Source organism: Cryobacterium sp. 10I1 (assembly GCF_035019805.1).
In the GTDB taxonomy this organism is placed as follows: Bacteria; Actinomycetota; Actinomycetes; order Actinomycetales; family Microbacteriaceae; genus Cryobacterium; species Cryobacterium glucosi.
In genome coordinates this window covers 1-18,184 of the sequence record NZ_JASJVF010000045.1, presented here as the reverse complement: position 1 = coordinate 18,184, position 18,184 = coordinate 1, and the positions used below count along the sequence as shown (strand labels likewise).

Annotated in this window: 17 protein-coding genes and 1 pseudogene; 7 read left to right on the top strand and 11 right to left on the bottom strand. The window is 69.0% G+C overall.

The genetic code is table 11. The features are described from left to right. The 4 genes from QN345_RS06515 to QN345_RS06500 form a co-directional block, all read right to left on the bottom strand. The coding region (locus QN345_RS06515; RefSeq protein ID WP_323508516.1) for an SHOCT domain-containing protein at positions 1 to 358 on the bottom strand (358 nt) is incomplete at its 3' end. 132 nt (positions 359 to 490) lie between these two features. Next, positions 491 to 1,150, bottom strand: a complete 660-nt coding sequence (locus QN345_RS06510; protein ID WP_134561517.1) for a response regulator — start codon at positions 1,148 to 1,150, stop codon at positions 491 to 493. After that, positions 1,147 to 2,418: a sensor histidine kinase gene (locus QN345_RS06505; protein WP_198413641.1), complete on the bottom strand. Its 1,272-nt coding sequence runs from the start codon at positions 2,416 to 2,418 to the stop codon at positions 1,147 to 1,149. The genes QN345_RS06510 and QN345_RS06505 overlap by 4 nt, the downstream gene beginning before the upstream one ends. A gap of 151 nt (positions 2,419 to 2,569) precedes the next feature. Continuing rightward, the gene (locus QN345_RS06500; RefSeq protein WP_322188190.1) at positions 2,570 to 3,979 is read right to left on the bottom strand and encodes an RIP metalloprotease; all 1,410 of its coding nucleotides are present in this window, start codon (positions 3,977 to 3,979) and stop codon (positions 2,570 to 2,572) included. A gap of 85 nt (positions 3,980 to 4,064) precedes the next feature. On the opposite strand from QN345_RS06500, the gene QN345_RS06495 reads away from it, so the two are divergent. From QN345_RS06495 to QN345_RS06485, 3 genes are read left to right on the top strand one after another with little or no spacing between them, the layout of a single operon-like run. Continuing rightward, positions 4,065 to 5,471 (top strand): serine/threonine-protein kinase, encoded by a 1,407-nt coding sequence (locus QN345_RS06495; protein WP_322188192.1) that lies wholly within the window; start codon positions 4,065 to 4,067, stop codon positions 5,469 to 5,471. Then, positions 5,468 to 5,935 carry a hypothetical protein gene (locus QN345_RS06490; RefSeq protein ID WP_322188194.1) on the top strand — a complete coding sequence of 156 codons (468 nt, stop codon included), beginning with the start codon at positions 5,468 to 5,470 and terminating at the stop codon, positions 5,933 to 5,935. The genes QN345_RS06495 and QN345_RS06490 overlap by 4 nt, the downstream gene beginning before the upstream one ends. A gap of 25 nt (positions 5,936 to 5,960) precedes the next feature. Continuing rightward, a complete protein-coding gene (locus QN345_RS06485; protein ID WP_134445869.1) occupies positions 5,961 to 6,875 on the top strand; it encodes an NAD-dependent epimerase/dehydratase family protein in 915 nt (304 codons plus the stop codon). A 17-nt stretch (positions 6,876 to 6,892) separates the two neighbouring features. Here the strand turns inward: QN345_RS06485 and dxr are convergent, their stop codons facing one another. Beyond that, a complete protein-coding gene (gene dxr / locus QN345_RS06480; protein ID WP_134445870.1) occupies positions 6,893 to 7,981 on the bottom strand; it encodes a 1-deoxy-D-xylulose-5-phosphate reductoisomerase in 1,089 nt (362 codons plus the stop codon). Positions 7,982 to 8,033: 52 nt separating this feature from the next. On the opposite strand from dxr, the gene QN345_RS06475 reads away from it, so the two are divergent. Further along, positions 8,034 to 8,840 carry a lysophospholipid acyltransferase family protein gene (locus QN345_RS06475; RefSeq protein WP_370294610.1) on the top strand — a complete coding sequence of 269 codons (807 nt, stop codon included), beginning with the start codon at positions 8,034 to 8,036 and terminating at the stop codon, positions 8,838 to 8,840. Positions 8,841 to 8,904: 64 nt separating this feature from the next. Continuing rightward, positions 8,905 to 10,242 carry an aminotransferase class III-fold pyridoxal phosphate-dependent enzyme gene (locus tag QN345_RS06470; RefSeq protein ID WP_134445871.1) on the top strand — a complete coding sequence of 446 codons (1,338 nt, stop codon included), beginning with the start codon at positions 8,905 to 8,907 and terminating at the stop codon, positions 10,240 to 10,242. A gap of 26 nt (positions 10,243 to 10,268) precedes the next feature. Here QN345_RS06470 and QN345_RS06465 read toward each other — a convergent pair whose 3' ends face one another. Continuing rightward, positions 10,269 to 10,742, bottom strand: a complete 474-nt coding sequence (locus QN345_RS06465) for an OsmC family protein (protein ID WP_134445872.1) — start codon at positions 10,740 to 10,742, stop codon at positions 10,269 to 10,271. A 62-nt stretch (positions 10,743 to 10,804) separates the two neighbouring features. Here QN345_RS06465 and gabT point away from each other — a divergent pair, with 62 nt between their 5' ends. Further along, positions 10,805 to 12,175, top strand: coding sequence for a 4-aminobutyrate--2-oxoglutarate transaminase (gene gabT, locus QN345_RS06460; protein ID WP_134564176.1), 1,371 nt, complete (start codon positions 10,805 to 10,807; stop codon positions 12,173 to 12,175). Continuing rightward, positions 12,175 to 13,209 carry an asparaginase gene (locus QN345_RS06455; protein ID WP_241975397.1) on the top strand — a complete coding sequence of 345 codons (1,035 nt, stop codon included), beginning with the start codon at positions 12,175 to 12,177 and terminating at the stop codon, positions 13,207 to 13,209. The genes gabT and QN345_RS06455 overlap by 1 nt, the downstream gene beginning before the upstream one ends. Before the next feature lie 11 nt (positions 13,210 to 13,220). Here QN345_RS06455 and QN345_RS06450 read toward each other — a convergent pair whose 3' ends face one another. From QN345_RS06450 to QN345_RS06430, 5 genes and pseudogenes are all read right to left on the bottom strand, one after another. Next, on the bottom strand, positions 13,221 to 14,027 hold the full coding sequence (locus QN345_RS06450; protein ID WP_323508515.1) for an ABC transporter permease: 807 nt from the start codon (positions 14,025 to 14,027) through the stop codon (positions 13,221 to 13,223). Continuing rightward, on the bottom strand, positions 14,024 to 14,938 hold the full coding sequence (locus tag QN345_RS06445; protein WP_134445874.1) for an ABC transporter permease: 915 nt from the start codon (positions 14,936 to 14,938) through the stop codon (positions 14,024 to 14,026). Before QN345_RS06445 ends, QN345_RS06450 begins: the two co-directional genes overlap by 4 nt. Next, positions 14,938 to 16,143 (bottom strand): ABC transporter ATP-binding protein, encoded by a 1,206-nt coding sequence (locus QN345_RS06440; RefSeq protein ID WP_134445875.1) that lies wholly within the window; start codon positions 16,141 to 16,143, stop codon positions 14,938 to 14,940. The genes QN345_RS06445 and QN345_RS06440 overlap by 1 nt, the downstream gene beginning before the upstream one ends. A gap of 1 nt (position 16,144) precedes the next feature. Further along, positions 16,145 to 17,356 (bottom strand): ABC transporter substrate-binding protein, encoded by a 1,212-nt coding sequence (locus QN345_RS06435; protein ID WP_134445876.1) that lies wholly within the window; start codon positions 17,354 to 17,356, stop codon positions 16,145 to 16,147. A 212-nt stretch (positions 17,357 to 17,568) separates the two neighbouring features. Next, a pseudogene (locus tag QN345_RS06430) lies at positions 17,569 to 18,184 on the bottom strand (hypothetical protein); the annotation flags it as partial.

Here is an 18,184-nt window from a genome sequence, read left to right as displayed (position 1 = left end):
GGAGTGGGGCGCCGGGAGTGGGGTCCGCGCGGTTGGCGCGGAGCACCTCGAGGCGGGCCCGATACTCGACCTCGTCGATGTCGCCCTGGGCGAAGCGCTCGGCGAGGGTCTTCTCGGCGCTGCGGGTGCCGTCGGCCTGCCCGGCCTGGGCCGCCTGCCACGCCTGCCAGCCGGGGTGGCCGCAGAATCCGGGTCCGCCGTGACGACGCCAGCGCCTGCCGAGGATCGCGAACAGGGCGACCACGAGGAGCAGGCCGAAGAAGGGGATCAGGAAGAACAACCAGACCGGCCCGCCGCCCCAGCCGGGGCCGTAGCCCATATGGGTGGCGAACCCGGTGAGAACCGCTGTCGAAAGCATGGTGAGTCCAATCTGTGTGAGGACCCCCTGCGGGGCCTCGGTGGGGAAGAACCGATGATCCGATTCTTTCCGGCCCCGCTCGCCGGGGCATCGGCCCGGAGGAGGCACTTGGACTACTCCCCGGGGTGCAGGTCACCAGCCGTCGCTGACGAGGCCCGTCTCGTAGGCAAGGATCACGAGTTGCACACGGTCGCGCGCGGCGAGCTTCGACATGATCCGCGACACGTGCGTCTTCGCGGTGAGCGGGCTCAGGAATAGCCGAACGCCGATTTCGGTGTTCGTGAGCCCCCGGCCGACGAGCGCGAGCACCTCGCGCTCCCGGTCCGTGAGCACGGCCAGCGCCGCCGGATCGCTCGGGCGCCGCAGCCCGGTCTCGAGCCGGGTGAGCAGTCGCCGGGTCACGCCGGGCGAAAGCAGCGCGTCCCCCGCCGCCGCGACGCGCACGGCCCGGATCAGTTCGGTCGGTTCGGTGTCCTTGACGAGGAAGCCGCTCGCGCCCGCCCGGATCGCCTGGACGACGTACTCGTCAAGCTCGAAGGTCGTCACGATCACGATGTGCGTTCCCCCGAGCTCGGGGTTGCCGACGATCTGCTCTGTCGCCCAGAGGCCGTCGCCGCCGGGCATCCGGATGTCCATCAGCACGACGTCTGGCCGGAGCCGGGTGACCTGCTCGACGGCTTCCGTCCCCGTCGCGGCGTCTGCGACGACCTCGAGATCCGGTTCGGACTCGAGCAGCGAACGGAAGCCGGCCCGGATCAGCTGCTGGTCGTCTGCGATCACGACGCGGATCACCGGCTCCTCCGCAGGGGCAGGCGCGCCTCGACGAGGAACCCGCCCGGCGAGGGTCGTTCGACCCGCAGGCTCCCGCCGAGGAGTTCCGCACGTTCGCGCATACCGAGCAGGCCGCCGCCGGGAACGATGGCCGGGTCGAGCGGCTCTGTCGAGCCCTCGTCGGTCACGGTGAGCACTGCGTCACCGTCGTCGAGCTCGAGCCGGACGGTCGCGGAGAGCGTCTGCGAGTGCCGCAGCACGTTGGTGAGTGCCTCCTGGCAGATCCGGTAGAGCGCGAGCTGGGTGGCGGCGGTCGTGGCCTCCGTCACGGGCGCCAGTTGCCCGACCAGCCAGACGTGCAGCCCCTGGGCGCTGTACGAGTCGATCAGGGCGGGAAGCCGGGACAGGTCGGGCTCGGGGGTGAGCGGCACGGCTCCCCCGGCACGCTCACCGGTCTCCCCCTCGGCGTCCGCGCGCAGGATGCCGAGCACCGTGCGCACCTCGTCGAGCGCGTTCTTGCTCGTGAGCTTGATGTTCGCGAGGGCCTCTGCCGCCTTGGCGGGCTGGCTGTCGATGAGGTGCAGCCCGACTCCGGCCTGCACGTTGATCAGGGACAGCGAATGTGCGAGCACGTCGTGGAGTTCGCGCGCGATGCGCACCCGCTCGCGCTGTTCCGCGGACTGGCGGCGGGCATCCGCTCGGCGGCGCAGCTCGCGCATTTGCTCGCGCCGGGTGCGTACCGTCTCTCCGATCGCGCAGAGCACGGCGAGGGCGACGGTCGTGAGCGCGACACGGGCGGGCTGAAGCGGCACTCCGAGCGTCCCGGCGAGCGCGATCGTCGCCGTCCAGGCCAGGGCGACGGATGCGTAGACCCAGACCCGCGCGCCGCGCACGATCCCGAGCACGATCGCGAAACCCAGGGCGACGTAGGGCAGGCCGACGTCCGGGCGGAGCAGGATGAGCGCGCCGGCCGCCGCAGCGCACACGGCTGCGACAGGGCCAGGGAAACGGCGTGCGCCGAGGAGGGCGATCGGGCCGATCAGGGCGAGGGCGACCGCGAGGAACCAGCCGGGCCGGGGCGCGCCGAGCTCACCACCGAGGTCGTGGCCGGCATGGCCGAAGTCGCGGCCGTAACGGGCGAGCAGCACGGTGGCGGGCACCTGGACCAGGAACGAGAAGATCGCGGGGAAGAGCACGCGGCCCGCGCGGGGCATCCGGCTGCCTGGGCCGCCGGGAAGAGAGCGCTCATGGTCGAACCACGGCGCGTCGGTATCCCAGTGTGGCGGCATATTCCGATGCTACGTGCCGGAACGACCCGCGGCATCCGCCCCCGGGAGTACGTGCCCGTGCGCGTTCAGGCCCTGGGCGGCCCCTGTGTGTGACCGTTCCGGTCGGGAGTGACCCGCGGAAAGGTCACTCTCGACCGGAAAGGTGCCGGGCTCAGCCGAAGAGGTTGATCGGCTTGACGATGTCGGCGTAGATGAGCAGGAGGCTCATGCCGCCGAGCAGGATGACGACCGCGAAGGTGAGCGGCATCAGCCTGGCCATGTCGACGGGGCCGGGATCCTTGCGCTTGAAGAGCTTCGCGACCCGGCGGCGCAGGCCCTCCCAGAGTGCGCCGGCGACGTGGCCTCCGTCGAGCGGCATCAGCGGGATCAGGTTGAACACGAAGAGGGCAACGTTGAGGGAGGCGAGCAGGCCGATCAGGCTCGCGGCCTTGCTCGCGACGGGGATGGTGTTGATGCTCGCGATCTCGCCGGCGACGCGGCCGACCCCGACGACGCTGATCGGACCGTTCGGGTCGCGCTCGCCGGGACCGAACGCGGCGTTGACGATGTCGACCATCCGCTGCGGGAGGTTCAGGATCATGTGCACGACGGCGCCGACGTTGTCGCCGACGGCGGGCAGCACGGCCGTGGCGGGCTGCTGGACGAGTTCGCCTGCCGGGCCGATGCCGACGAAGCCGACTTCCTGCGTGATGGCCTTACCGTCGGCATCCGTGGTGACCTTCCCCGCGGCGTCGAGAACGTACCGTTCGGTCAGTTTGGGGGTGATCGTGAGAGTCACGTCGGTTCCGGCGCGGTCGACGACGACGGCGAGCGGGGTGCCGGACGAGCTGCGGATGATCCCGGTCGACTGGTCCCAGCTCGTGATCGCGGTGCCACCGATGCTCACGAGGCGATCGCCGGGCTGCAGGCCCGCCGCCGCGCCCGGGGACTTCTCGTCGGTCGCGGCACAGGTCGTCTGGGTGCTCGTCGCGGGGAGCACGCACGCGGACACACTGCCGACCGTTGTGCTCGCCTGCGCGGTGCCGAAGCCCATCAGGAGGACCGCGAAGAGCACGACCGCGATCAGCAGGTTCATGGTGGGCCCGCCGAGCATGATGATGATGCGCTTCCACACCGCCAGGCGGTAGAAGGCGCGGTGTTCCTCGCCGGCGCCGATCGTGTCGGCGCTCGACTGCCGGGCATCTTCGACAAGGCTCGTCATGGCCCCCGGCTTCTTCGCGCTCGGGTCCTGGGCTGTCGGGTCCTGGGCAGGAGCGCCTTCCTGCACAAGCTGGTTGAAGAAGCCCGTGCTGTTCGGGTGCGGCTTCTCCCCGGGTTTCGCGGGCGGGAACATGCCGATCATCGAGATATAGCCACCGAGGGGAATGGCCTTCACGCCGTATTCCGTCTCGCCCTTGCGGCGCGACCAGAGCGTGGGGCCGAAGCCGATCATGTACTGGGTGACCTTGACGCCGAACGCCTTCGCCGGCAGCAGGTGGCCGATTTCGTGCAGGCCGATGGACAGGGCGAGTCCGACGACGACGATCACGACGCCCAATATGTACAGCAGCACGGTTTCCACAGTCGTAGATTACCCACCCGAAGCTGACAGGCCGCTGGCGGTTCGCTATGCGGGGTGTGGTTTGCTTGGGGGGTACCGAACCCGAATGGAGTTTCCCCTGCCTTCGCTTTCCTCCGGCGGTCCCCGCCCCGTTGACGGCCTCATCGGCGTCAGCCTCGCTGACCGCTTCCGGATCGACCGCCTGATCGGCGTCGGCGGGATGGCCGTCGTCTATGAGGCGACCGACCTCGCCCTCGGACGCACCGTCGCGGTCAAGCTCTTCCGGCTCGACACGACGGACGACGCGGGTTCGGAACGGCAGAGCGGCGAAGTCGCCGTGCTGGCGAGCCTCAACCACTTCGCCCTCGTCACGCTCTTCGACGCAGGCACCGCGGTCGTCGACGGGACCGCGCGCACCTTCATCGTGATGGAGCTCGTCGACGGAACCGACCTCCGAACGAGGATCGCCGCCGGCCCGATGCCGCGCTCGGAGGTCGCAACGCTCGGCGCCGACCTCGCCGAAGCGCTGCACTACGTGCACGAACGCGGGATCATCCACCGCGACATCAAGCCGGCGAACGTGCTGCTCGCCGCCTCCGGGTTCCCCGGACGCGCGTCGCACGCCAAGCTCGCCGACTTCGGCATCGCCCGCCTCGTCGACGCGACCCGCCTCACGGCGACCGGCACCTTCCTCGGCACGGCCGGCTATCTCAGCCCCGAACAGGCGCTCGGCACGACGATCGGAGCGCCGAGCGACGTCTACTCACTCGGTCTCGTGCTGCTCGAATGCCTCACCGGCGAGCGGGCATACCCGGGAACGGCGATCGAGTCCGCGATGGCGCGGTTGCAGCGCGACCCGGAGATCTCCCCGGCCTTCGGTCCGGCCTGGGCAGAAGTGCTCGGCGGCATGACCCGCCGCGAACCGGACGAACGGCTCAGACCGGCGGATGCCGCGCAGCGGCTGCGACTGCTGGCACAGTCCGAGGCGGCGGCGGAAACCATCGCGGGAATAACGGAGGCGACAGTGTCACCCGATGCCGGCGCGACGACGGAGGCGTACACCCCGACGAGCGTCCTTCCGGCGGCGGATGCCCCGACGCAGGCGCTGGACCCGACGGCGGCCTATGCGGCGACACGCGCCTTCGCGCCGGCGGATACCCCGACCCGGGTCCTTCCCGGCGAGTCCACCGTCTTCGCCAGTGCCGGGTCCACTGCCGAGACGGTTTCCTTCGGTGCTGGGGAGCCACGACAGGCGGCCGGGGCGCCGGCCGCATCCGCTCGCCCACCCCGGTCGACGGCCTGGCCTCGCGTGCTCACAGGCAGGACCGGTCTCGCCGTGCTCGCCGTCGCTGCGGTCGCCCTGATCACGATCGTCGTGCTCGGCTTCACGCTGCGCCCCGCTGCGCAGGCGGATGCCCCGGCCGGTCCGTCCACGAGCACCACGGCGTACCCCGACGTCGCCGGAACCCTCGGCGACCACCTGCGACAGCTCCAGGAAAGCGTGGCACCGTGAGCATCGGCATGCGCACCAGGACCGGTACCAACGGCATCCGCGGCCGCCTCGCCGCGCTCGTGGGCGGCGCACTGCTCGTGGCCGCCGCCCTCACGGGGTGCGCCTCCGACAGCTCCCCCGTTCAGCCGTCGACGGCGACCCAGTTGCAGTCCGGCGTGCTCTCGGTGACGGAGGCCGCTGCGGCAGGCGACTACCCGGGCGCCTCTGCCGCCCTCGACGCCGTGCAGGCCGACCTGCTCACGGCGGCCGCGACCGGCCAGGTCACGGGGACCCGCGCGACAGAGATCCAGGCTGCGATCGACAGTGTGACCGCAGACCTCGCCGCGCTCGAGGAGGCGGCCAGGCTCAGTTCCGCTCCTCCGTCCGCCGTCCCGGTCCCGGCTCCTTCCGTTGACAGCGGCAACGACAAGGGCAACGGTAAGAAGGACAAGTGCAATCCGAAAAAGGACAACTGCGACGGGTGACCCTCGTCATGGGCCGGAAGGACATATGACTCACCATCTTGTAGTCGGGGCCGGCCTGATCGGCCGTCCCGTCGCCGAACGGCTCGCGGCGCGCGGGGACACCGTCACGATCGCGACGCGCTCAGGCTCAGCAGCGGCCGGCGCGACCCCGCTGGTACTCGACGCGAGCGACCCGGACGCTTTCTCCGCCGCGGCGGCAGGGGCCTCGACGATCTTCCTCTGCACGAACCCGCCATACACGGACTGGGCCGCGCAGTGGCCGCCGATCATCGGCGCGGCGATCACAGCCGCCGCGGCGAGTGGCGCCTCCCTCGTTGTGATGGGGAACCTCTACCCCTACGGCACACCGCGCGGCGCGATGACCGAGCACACGCCGGAGACGACGACCGAGCGCAAGGGCCTGGTTCGCAGGGAGGGGTGGCGCCGGGTGCGTGCGGCGCACGAGGCCGGGCAGATCCGGGCGGTCGAGGTGCGCGCGAGCGACTACTTCGGGCCGGGAGCGACCGGTACCGCGCACCTCGGCACGGACTTCTTCACCGCGATCCTGGCTTCGAAGACCGCGCGCGTCGTGGGCAGGCCCGAGCTCCCGCACAGCTGGAGCTACCTGCCCGACATCGTTTCGACCCTGATCGCCGCCGCGGACTACGCCGGGGACTGGGGCCGGATCTGGCACGTGCCGAGTGCGTCGGCCAGCCGCGTGGAGATCGCGGCCGAGCTGAACGAACGCTACGACTGCGCGGGCTCGGTCTCCGGCTACCCACAGTGGGTGCTGCGCAGCATCGGCCTGGCCAACCCCCTGATGCGTGAGGTCTACGCCTCGAGCTACCAGTTCACGTCGCCGTTCATCATCGACTCTGCGGAGACCGAACGCGAGCTCGGCGTCGTCGCCACCCCGTGGCTCGACGCGCTCACCACGACGGCGGACAGCTACCGCGCCTGACCCCGGGCCGCCGGGGGTTATGCAGATCGGGCGAGGAGCTTGTCTGCGGCGGCGCGCGCCCAGGTCTCTGCTGCCGCGAGGGACTCCCGGGTGAGCGGGCCGTCCTGCTCGTGGGTCTCGACGACCCGCTGGATGGTGTCCACGATGTCGAGGAATCCGATCCTGCCGGCGTGGAACGCGGCGACGGCCTGCTCATTGGCCGCGTTGAACACGGCCGGGTATGTGCCACCGGCACGGCCGACCTGCTTCGCGAGCGCGACGGCCGGGAACGCAACGGTGTCGAGCGGTTCGAAGGTCCAGGTCTGCGGCTTCGTCCAATCGAGGGGAACACCGACGGCGGCGACCCGGTTCGGCCAGTCGAGGCCGAGCGAGATCGGCAGGCGCATGTCGGGCGGCGAGGCCTGGGCGATCGTCGAGCCGTCGATGAACTCGACCATCGAGTGCACGATCGACTGCGGGTGCACGGCGACGTCAATGTCTTCGTAGGCGACATCGAAAAGCAGGTGAGCCTCGATGATCTCGAGGCCCTTGTTCACGAGGGTCGACGAGTTCGTCGTGACGACGAGCCCCATGTCCCAGGTCGGGTGCGCGAGCGCCTGGGCGGGGGTGACGGCCCGCATCTCCTCGCGGGTGCGGCCCCGGAACGGGCCACCGGATGCCGTCAGCACGAGCCGGGACACCTCACGTGCCGTCCCCGAGCGCAACGCCTGCGCGATCGCGGAATGCTCAGAGTCGACCGGCACGATCTGCCCGGGTGCGGCGAGCGCCGTGACGAGGTCGCCGCCCACGATGAGGGATTCCTTGTTCGCGAGGGCGAGGGTGCGCCCGGCCCTGAGCGCCGCGAGGGTCGGACCGAGCCCCACGGAGCCCGTGATGCCGTTGAGCACGACGTCGGCGTCGACATCCGTCACGAGCTGTTCGGATTCGTCGGCGCCGAGCGCGGTGTCGTCGACCTGGAATTCCTCGGCCTGTTGCGCGAGCATCTCCCGGTTGGCGCCTGCCGAGAGTCCGACCACTTCGAACCGGGTGGGATTCGCCCGGATCACATCGAGGGCCTGGGTTCCGATCGAGCCGGTGGACCCGAGAATTACTACTCGTCTGCGCATTCCCTCATGCTAGCTTTCGTGGTACCGGGTGTCACGGCGGTAGGGTCGAGCAGTGACCGGAGCCAAGGACGAACCCCAGGAACCCCTTATCCAGGAGCCCGACGAGGTCGCGGAGACCGCCTCGGATCTCCCCAGAACCCGTCGTCCCGGATTCGTCTACTACCTGAGTTACGGCGTCATGGCGCCGATCGCCCGGATCATCTTCCGGCCCGTCATCACGGGGACCGAGAACATCCCCCGCTCCGGCCGGGTCATCATCGCGAGCAACCACCTCTCCTTCATCGACAGCATGGTCATCCCGCTCGTGACGCCGCGTCGGGTGCAGTACCTTGCGAAGTCGACGTACTTCACCGGGACGGGAATCAAGGGCTATCTCACCCGAACTTGGTTCGAGTCGATCGGTGCTGTCGGGATCGAACGCGGCGCGGGCCAGGCCGCACAGGACGCGCTCGACGCGGGCCGCAGCATCCTCGAGTCGGACAGCGCCTTCGCCATCTACCCAGAGGGCACCCGCTCCCTCGACGGACGGCTCTACAAGGGGCGCACCGGCGTCGCCTGGCTCGCCCTCACGACGGGTGCCGTCGTCGTGCCGGTCGGCCTGATCGGCACCCAGGAGATCCAGCCCGTCGGCACCAGGATCCCGCGGGTGCGGAAGATCACCGTGAACTTCGGCGAACCGATCGACGTGAGCCGCCACGGGCCCGCGACCTCAGGCCGGGCCAGGCGCCAGGCCACCGACGAGATCATGGCCGCGATCCACCAGCTCTCCGGCCAGGAGCTCGCCGGGCGGTACAACGAATCACCCCGCCCCGGGCTGCACGGGCTCGCAGACAAGGTCTTCCCGCGAGAACGCGTCTAGCCGGGTTCAGCAGCTACCGGCGCGCGGAAACACCGGGGAAATCGCTGCAAACTAAGCTGGACCCATGTCTGCTTCGTACTCGGTCCCCCAAAAACGTAAACTCGTCACCGCCCTGCCGGGCCCCAAGTCCATTGAACTGCAGGAACGCCGGGTCAACTCGGTGTCCCGCGGAGCCGGCACGCTCGTCAACATCTACATGGACCACGGAGCCGGCGCGATCCTCGTCGACGTCGACGGCAACCAGATCATCGACATGGGCTGCGGCATCGGAGTCACCACGATCGGGCACGCGAACGCCGAGGTCGCGGAGGCCGCTGCCGCGCAGGCCGCGAAGCTGACCCACACCCTCTTCACCGTCACGCCGTACGAGAACTACGTCGCCGTCGCCGAGAAGCTCGCCGAGATCACCCCCGGTGACTTCCCGAAGAAGTCGATCCTGGTCAACACCGGTGCCGAGGCCGTCGAGAACGCGGTCAAGATCGCCCGCAAGTTCACCGGGCGCCGCGCCATCGTCGCGCTCGACCATGCCTTCCACGGCCGCACCAACCTGACCATGACGATGACGTACCGGCCCTGGCCGGAACGCGCCGGCATGGGCCCGTTCCCCGGCGAGATCTACAGCGTCCCGACGAGCTACCCGTACCGCGACGGCCTGACCGGCGAGGAAGCCGCCGAGAAGACGATCGACTACATCACGACCCACATCGGCGCCACCGAGATCGCGGCGTTCTTCGTCGAGCCGATCCAGGGCGATGGCGGCATCGTCATCCCCGCCCCCGGCTACTTCAAGCGGATCAGCGAGTTCTGCACCGAGAACGGCATCGTCTTCGTCTCCGACGAGATCCAGGCCGGCATCGCCCGCACCGGCGTCTGGTACGCGATCGAGCACCACGGCGTCGTCCCTGACCTCGTCACCACGGCAAAGGGCATCGCGGGCGGCTTCCCGCTCGCCGCCGTCACCGGTCGCGCCGACATCATGGATGCCGTCCAGCCCGGCGGCATCGGCGGAACCTTCGGCGGCAACCCGGTTTCGACCGCGGCAGCGCTCAAGGTGCTCGAGATCATCGAACGCGACGACCTGCTCGGCGAAGCCAGGCGCGTCGAGAAGGCCCTCTGGGCCCGCATCGGCGACTGGGCCGAGAAGTTCTCCGTCGTCGGCGAGGTACGCGGCAAGGGCGCCATGTTCGGCGTCGAGCTGGTGCACCCCGGAACGACCACGCCGTACCCCGAGGCGCTCACCGCGATCCTCAAGCACGCGACCTCGCACGGCGTGATCGTGCTCGATGCCGGCAGCTGGGACTCCGTGCTGCGGATCATGCCCTCCGTCGTCATCTCCGAGGAACTCATCGACGACGCGGCATCCGTCATCGAGGAAACCCTCCGCGCCCTCTCCGGCGTGTGAACCTCGCCCGTTCCCTGGCCCGAGGGTCAGGGAACGGCGACGGTTTCGGGTTCGTGGCGCACCGGGAAGTTCACGGAAGCTGCGATGAAGCACTCCCGGGCCGCCTCGGCGTGCAGCGAGTGCGCGAGCTCCACCTGGCCGGGATCGGCCACGGTGACCCGCGGACGCAGCATAGCCTCGGTGAAGTGACCGCCGCCATCCCTCGTCTGTACCATCGTGCCGGTCGCGTCGTCGGTGTAGCCGACCACGACGACACCGTTCCGCGCGGCCACGTGCAGGTAGGACAGCATGTGGCACTGGCTCAGGGCCGCGAGCAGTAGTTCCTCGGGGTTCCAGCGGTCGGCATCACCGTGGAACGTTCGGTCAGACGACCCCTCGAGCGGATGCTTGCCCTCCGCCGAAACCACATGGTCGCGACCGTACGCCCGGTAGTCGCTCGTTCCCGTTCCGCGGTTGCCCGTCCAGGCCACCCGCACGTCGTAGTGGTGCTCGATTTTCATTCCCCGATTCTCTCAGGGCGCTACCCCAACCGGGAAACGACACTGGGTAAACTGGACGCATCATGACTGACACGCTGACGCCCTCGACCCCCACGTCCACTGCTCCCTCGGTCACGCAGGAGCGACGCATCGTCACGGCCGTCCCGGGCCCGCGTTCGGTCGAACTGCAGAAGCGCCGCCTCGCGACGGTGTCCGGCGGCGTCGGCTCCGCTCTCCCGGTGTACATCGTGAAGGCCCACGGTGCCATCGTCGTCGACGTCGACGGCAACCAGTTCATCGACCTCGGCGCCGGCATCGGCGTCACGACGATCGGCCACACCGAGGCGAGCGTCGTCGCCGCCGCGGTCGGGCAGGCAGAGGACTTCATCCACACCCTCTTCACGGTCACGCCGTACGAGGAATACGTGCGCGTCTGCGAGCTCCTCGCCGAGCACACCCCTGGTGATTTCGCCAAGAAGTCGGTGCTGATCAACTCGGGTGCAGAAGCCGTGGAGAACGGCGTGAAGATCGCCCGCAAGTTCACCGGCCGCCGGGCCGTCGCCGTGCTCGACCACGCGTACCACGGCCGCACCGTGCTCACGATGGCGATGAACTACAAGGCCATGCCGTATGCGACCGGCTACGGCCCGCTCGCGAGCGACGTCTACCACGTGCCGAGCTCCTACCCCTATCACGACGGCCTCAGCGGGGCGGATGCCGCGGCACGCACGATCGCCTACCTCGACAAGGTCATCGGCGCGTCCGACCTGGCCTGCCTCGTGGTCGAACCGATCCAGGGCGAAGGCGGCTTCATGGTCGCCGCAGAGGGGTACTTCACCGCCCTGCAGGAGTGGTGCACCGCCAACGGCGTCGTCATGATCGCCGACGAGATCCAGAGCGGCATGGCCCGCACCGGCGCCTACTACGCGAGCGAGCACTTCGGCTGGGTCCCCGACCTCGTGCTGACGGCCAAGGGCATCGCCGGCGGCTTCCCCCTCGCGGCGGTCACGGGACGCGCCGAGATCATGGACGCTTCCCAGACCGGCGGCCTCGGCGGCACCTTCGGCGGCAACCCGGTCTCCTGCGCAGCCGCGATCGCCGTCTTCGAGGCCATCGAGAAGAACAACCTCCTCGCGGAGGGACAGCGGATCGAGAAGACCCTTCGTGCGGGCCTCGGGAAGCTGAAGGACAAGTACGACATCATCGGGGACATCCGTGGTCGTGGCGCGATGATCGCGATCGAGCTCGTGCAGCCGGGCACTGGGGCGACGACCAAGGTCGCCAACGCCGCCGCGGTCAACTCGATCGCCGCATACGCCGCCCAGCACGGCGTTCTGCTGCTGACAGCGGGCACCTACGGCAACGTGCTCCGCTTCCTGCCGAGCCTTGCCGTCACCGACGTCCTGCTCCTCGATGCCCTCTCGGTCATCGACGACGCGATCGCCGCGCTCTAGTGTCGTTCGCGGACACAATCGGGCACACCCAGCTCCCGCACCCCGTGCAGACCTTCGCCGTGACGGATGCCGTCGAACTCGCCGTCGTCGAACGCAGCGGCTTCGTCGAATCGAGGCATGCCGGTTCCGCCGTCGTGCTCACGGCTGAGGGCGCTGTGCTCCGCTCCCTCGGCGACGTGACGAGTCCGGTCTTCCCGCGCTCGTCGATGAAGCCGTTCCAGGCCGTCGCCGTGATGGCGAGCGGCGTCACCCTGCGCGGCGAGGACGCCGCGATCGCGACGGCGAGCCACACCGGCACCCAGCGGCACGCCGACCTCGTGCGCGGCCTGCTCTCCCGGGCCGGAATCCCGGAGACCGCGCTCGCGTGCCCGCCGGCCTGGCCGATCGACCACGCCACCCGCGACGCGCTCGTGCGCCTCGGCGCCGGCCAGGCCCCCATCTACATGGAGTGCTCGGGCAAGCACGCGGCGATGCTCGTGGCGTGCGTGCAGAACGAGTGGCCGCTGACCGGGTATCTCGAGCCGGAGCATCCGCTGCAGAAACGCATTCTCGATGTCGTCGAACGCTTCACCGGCGAACGCCCGGCCGCCTCGGGTGTCGACGGCTGCGGCGCGCCCGTGCACGCGCTCTCCCTCGCCGGGCTGGCGCGCGGTATCGGCCGGATCGCCTCGTCCAAGTCGAACTCGCCGTTCGCGATCTACCGCGAGGCCGGCTTCCTCTCCGAGGCCGTTCGCCAGAACGGCTGGGTCGTCGCGGGCCCCGGCAAGTCGGACACCCTCGTGATCGATCGGCTCGGCCTGTTCGTGAAGGGCGGCGCTGAAGGCATCATGGTCGCGGCCGCCCCGAACGGAACGACGGTCGCCCTCAAGATCCTGGACGGCAGCCTGCGCGCGGCGACGCTCGTGGCGCTCAACCTGCTCGCCGACGCCGGCGCGATCGCACACACGGATGTCGAGGCGCTGCTCCCCGACCTCGGCCTCGCCGTGTACGGCGGCGGCCACCCGGTCGGGCGCATTCACGCGAGCTACCGCTGACGACTCACCCACTACCCCTGCCGGGCGAGCCGTTTCGCCCGTGCCGCGGAGGACACCTGCGCGGTGACGACGACGACGAGCGCGAAGATGAAGACGGCGGAGGCGATCACGTTCGCCTCGGCCGGGATGCCGCGGGCCGCTGAGATGTAGATGTACTTCGGGAAGGTCGTCACCGCGCCCGAGTTGAAGTTCGTGATGATGAAGTCGTCGAAGCTCAGCGCAAAGGACAGCAGGGCGGCGGCGAGGATGCCGGGGACCAGCAGCGGGAGCGTCACCCTGAGGAAGACCTGGGTCGACGAGCCGTAGAGGTCCCGCCCGGCCTCCTCGAGCGCGGGGTCGAGGCTCGCGACGCGGGCCTTGACGGTCACGACGACGAAGCTGATGCAGAACATCGTGTGCGCGAGGATGATCGTGGTCATGTCCTTGGCGACGCCGAGCGACAGGAACTGCGCGGCCAGTCCCGCGCCGAGCACGACCTCGGGGGTGGCCATCGGCAGGAACAGCAGGAGACTCGTCGCCGAGCGGAACCGGAACCGGTAGCGCACGATGGCGATCGCGATCATGGTGCCCATCACGGTCGCAAGCACGGTCGCGACCGAGCCGATCACGAGGCTGTTTCCGAACGCCTCGCAGACCGCGCCGTTCTGCACGGCGCAGACGTTGAGCCACTTGTCGAAGGTGAACCCGCGCCAGGTGATGTTCGACTTCAGCGAATCGTTGAACGAGAAGACGAACGTGTAGGCGATCGGAACCATCAGGAACAGCAGGACGAGGGCGGAGTAGACCGGCAGCAGCCATCTGCCGAGGGAGATTTTCACAGCAGTTCCTCCGTGCCCGCGCGCTTGACGTAGATTCCGACGATCACGAGAATCACGCTCATCAGGATGATCGAGAGCGCCGCGGCCGCCGGGTAGTTCAACAGGACCAGGAAGTTGGCCTCGATCACGTTGCCGATCATCTGGCTGTCCGGTCCGCCCAGGAAGTCGCGACTCGCGTTGACATAGTCGCCGGCGGCGGGGATGAAGGTCAGCAGGGTGCCCGCGACGATCCCTGGCATCGACAATGGAATCGTCACCTTGCGGAACACCTCGAACGGGTGCGCGTACAGGTCGCTCGCCGCCTCGAGGTAGCGCAGGTCGAGCCGCTCCAGAGTCGTGTAGAGCGGAAGTGTCATGAACGGGATGAAATTGTAGGTCAACCCGAAGATGACGGCGATCGGGGTCCCGGTGAGGTGGGCATCCGGTGCCAGCAGCGAGACGGCCTTGAGGCTCGTCACGACGAAGGACTCGTCGGAGAGGAGCTGCTTCCAGGCCAGGGTGCGCAGCAGGAAGCTGATGAAGAACGGGGCGATCACGAGCACGAGCATCAGGCTCTGCAGCAGCGGCCAGCGCCGCGCGGTCACACCGATGAAGTACGCGAGCGGGTAGCTGAACAGCAGGGCGAGCACCGTCGCGGCGAGGGCGAAGGCGAAGGACCGCACGATGTGCGGCCAGTAATCGGTGACGACGTCGACGTAGTTCTGCCAGTTGAACGCGTAGGTGTACTGGCCGATGTCCCCGAATTCCGCAGGGGCCTGGAACGAGGTGATCAGGAGCGAGACGAGCGGGGTCAGGAAGAACAGAACGAGATAGAGGATGCCGGGCAACAGCAACAGGATGGCGACCCGGCTGCGTCGCCGCGGGGCCGGGTCTGCCTGCGCAGTCGTGGTGGCGAAGGCCGCGAACGCCACTAGGCCTCCTCGAGCTCCGTGACGAGGGACTCGCGGCGCTGCGCCGCGATGCTCCGGGTGTCGGTGTCCGCGGCGAACCGGGGCCCGGCTCCCGGAACGGGTTCGTCTTCGAGGCCGAAGCCGTGCTCGACGTGCCAGTCGAGCCAGACCTCGTCGCCGACATCCGCCACCGGGCCGAAGGCCATGTTCTGGGCGAAGACGATCAGGGTGCCGATGTACGGCACGGCGACGAGATACTGGGTGCTCACGCCGCTGAATGACACGTCGATCACCCGGCCGGGACCCATGACATTGCGGTCGGCGGCCTCGACGGGCGCCTTGCGATGCAGCCACATCTTCTCCGGCCGGACGCCGATCGTGACCTCGCCGGCGTGGCGGTGCGCCCGGTCGGCGGGGACCAGTACCCGGTGCCCGGCGATGTCGACGGTGATCGAGGTGCTCGTGCTGCCGATGACGGGCCCGGTGAAGAGGTTCGACTGGCCGAGGAAGTTCGCGACGAACGCCGTCTTCGGCAGCTCGTAGAGCAGCTCGGGCGCACCCATCTGTTCGATCCGGCCCTTGTTCATCACCGCGATGGTGTCGGCCATGGTCATGGCCTCCTCCTGGTCGTGGGTGACATGCAGGAAGGTGAGGCCGACTTCCTCCTGGATGGTTTTGAGTTCGAGCTGCATCTGGCGGCGCAGCTTGAGGTCGAGGGCCCCGAGCGGTTCGTCGAGCAACAGGAGTGCCGGCTTGTTCACGATCGCCCTGGCGAGGGCGACCCGCTGCTGCTGCCCGCCGGACAGCTGCTGTGGCTTGCGCGCGGCGAGGTGGTCGAGCTCGACGAGCCGGAGCGCCTCGTGCGCCTTGCCGACCGGGTCGGCGATCTTCCGGCGGCGGAGTCCGAAGGCGACGTTTTCGAGGACCGTCATGTGCGGGAAGAGCGCATAGCTCTGGAACACCGTGTTGACCGGGCGCTGGAAGGCCTTCTGCTGCGTGACATCCGCCCCGCCGATCAGGATGCTGCCGGCGGTCGGCTCCTCGAGGCCGGCGACGAGCCGGAGCGTCGTGGTCTTGCCACAGCCGGACGGGCCGAGCAGGGCGAAGAAGGAGCCGGCCGGGATCGAGAGATCGAGGTGTTCGATGGCCGTGAAGCCGGGGAAACGCTTCTGGATTCCGACCAGTTCGAGGTCGGCACCCGAATCGGCGAAGGTGCCGGATGCCACCCTAGGCTCCCAGCAGGATCGACTGGAAGTCGGCGCCGTACTTCTGTTCCTCTGTCCCGTCGAGGGTGCGGAACACGTGCGCCTTCGCGAGGGTCGAGGCGTCAGGGAAGATCAGCTGGTTGTTCGCGAGCTCGGGGTCGATCGCCATCGCGGCTTCCTTCGCACCGGCGACGGGGGTGATGTAGTTCACGTACGCGGCGACCTCTGCGGCGACCTCTGGCTCGTAGTAGTAGTTGATCAGCTTTTCGACGTTCTTCTTGCGCGGGGACCCGATCGGAACGATGAAGTTGTCGTTCCAGAGCGTTCCGCCCTTCTCGGGCACGGCGAAGCCCCACTTGTCGCCGTTTTCGGCGTTGAGCTGCACGATGTCGCCCGACCAGACGATGGCGGCGAGGGTGTCCTCGTTGACGAGGTCTTCCTTGTAGGAGTTGCCCTTGATGTTGCGGACCTGGCCGTTGGCGACCTGCTTCTTGAACTCGTCGATCGCGGCGCCGAATTCGGAGTCGCCCCACTTCCCGGAGATATCGACGCCCTGGTCGAGCATGATCAGGCCCATCGTGTCCCGCATCTCGGAGAGGACGCCGATGCGGCCCTTGAGGCTCGGGTCCCACAGCTCGGAGACCGAGGTGAAGCCGTTGGGGAGCTTTTCCTTGTTCCAGGCGATCCCGGCGAAGCCGCCCTGCCACGGCACGCTCATCGCGCGACCCGGGTCGAAGTCGACGTCCTTGAGGGACGGGAGCAGGTTGCTCAGGTTGGGGATGTTCGCGTGGTCGAGGCCCTGGGTGTAACCGAAGCGGATCAGCCGGCCCACCATCCAGTCGGTGAGGCACGCGACATCGGCGCCGATGTCTTTGCCGAGGGCGAGCTGGTCCTTGACCTTGCCGTAGTAGGTGTTGTTGTCGTCGACGGCTTCCGTGTACGCGACCTTGATGCCGGTTTCGGCGGTGAACGCCGCAAGCGTGGGGTAGCTGCCGGCGTCGTCTACATCGATGTAGAGCGCCCAGTTGTCCCAGCGGATGGTTTTGTCTGAATCGGAGACGTCGGCGGCCGCGGAGGGCTTGGCTGCTCCACCGGTGGAGCACGCAGCAAGGGCGAGGGCCGCGGCCCCGGCGCCCGCTCCGGCGAGCAGGGTGCGACGACCCAGGGTGGCATGCTGGGCCTGGCGGACGAGCTGGCGGATCATCGGGTCGGCGGGCAACGGCCTCGGCATCATGTCTGGGGTCTCCTTGCGTTTCAGCGAGCGAACACCCACACGACGACGGGTGAGTTGCTAGATACTCGCACAGCGCGGGCCGTTAGTCACGGCTGAGTGACCAAATCATCGATTACGTAACGCACTTGTCACGAAATCAGTGGTCTCGGCGTCGTTTGACACTCGAAATGGGCGCTTGCGCTGGTCGGGTGGCGCCCGAGGCCCGACCGGAATCACGCCGCACCGAAGGCCACCCTGCTGAGGTCGCCTTCGGGCGACAGGGACCAGAGATGGCCGCGGCCGGGTGCCAGGGGTGGCGGGAGATCCCGCCTGCGGGTCAGCATGCGGTAATCGGCGAGGGTGCAGCCGTCGAAGACGATGGGTGAATGAACCCGAAGCGCGGCCAGGAGCGACCAGTTGGCCTGCCAGGTCTCGGGATCCCCGATGAAGACGGTCGCCGCGCCATGCCGGGCCAGGACTGCCTCCGGTTTCGCGGCACCGGCACCGGCGGTCAGCTCCACAACGTCCGGGTGCGCGGCATCCGCTCGAAGGTGAGCGGCGGAGCGGGCCGGGGACCCGCTCACGTGGATGATCGATGTGCCCGCTGCGAGAGCGAGTACGGTCGCGGTCGGGCGCGCGTCAGGGCCGGGGACTGCGCGGTCCGGTCTGCCGGCGACCGGGGATGCAGCCGTGTGCGGGACAGGAGATTGTGGAGCGAGCACCTGGATGCGCCGGCCACGCCAGTGTCCGCCGCCGGGAGGGAGGGTTGGGTCGAACTGGGCCGCCTGTCCCCCTGCGGCGAGGTGTTCGGCCCGGTCGGGCAGGCGCAGCAACAGGTGTTCCTGGCAC

Excerpts from the sequence above, each read along its gene's own strand:
- QN345_RS06470 (WP_134445871.1), top strand. The coding sequence starts at position 8,905 with ATGTCTGCTTCGTACTCGGTCCCCCAAAAACGTAAACTCGTCACCGCC.
- QN345_RS06485 (WP_134445869.1), top strand. The coding sequence starts at position 5,961 with ATGACTCACCATCTTGTAGTCGGGGCCGGCCTGATCGGCCGTCCCGTC.
- QN345_RS06505 (WP_198413641.1), bottom strand. The coding sequence starts at position 2,418 with ATGCCGCCACACTGGGATACCGACGCGCCGTGGTTCGACCATGAGCGC.
- QN345_RS06495 (WP_322188192.1), top strand. The coding sequence starts at position 4,065 with ATGGAGTTTCCCCTGCCTTCGCTTTCCTCCGGCGGTCCCCGCCCCGTT.
- dxr (WP_134445870.1), bottom strand. The coding sequence starts at position 7,981 with ATGCGCAGACGAGTAGTAATTCTCGGGTCCACCGGCTCGATCGGAACC.
- QN345_RS06465 (WP_134445872.1), bottom strand. The coding sequence starts at position 10,742 with ATGAAAATCGAGCACCACTACGACGTGCGGGTGGCCTGGACGGGCAAC.
- QN345_RS06435 (WP_134445876.1), bottom strand. The coding sequence starts at position 17,356 with ATGATGCCGAGGCCGTTGCCCGCCGACCCGATGATCCGCCAGCTCGTC.
- gabT (WP_134564176.1), top strand. The coding sequence starts at position 10,805 with ATGACTGACACGCTGACGCCCTCGACCCCCACGTCCACTGCTCCCTCG.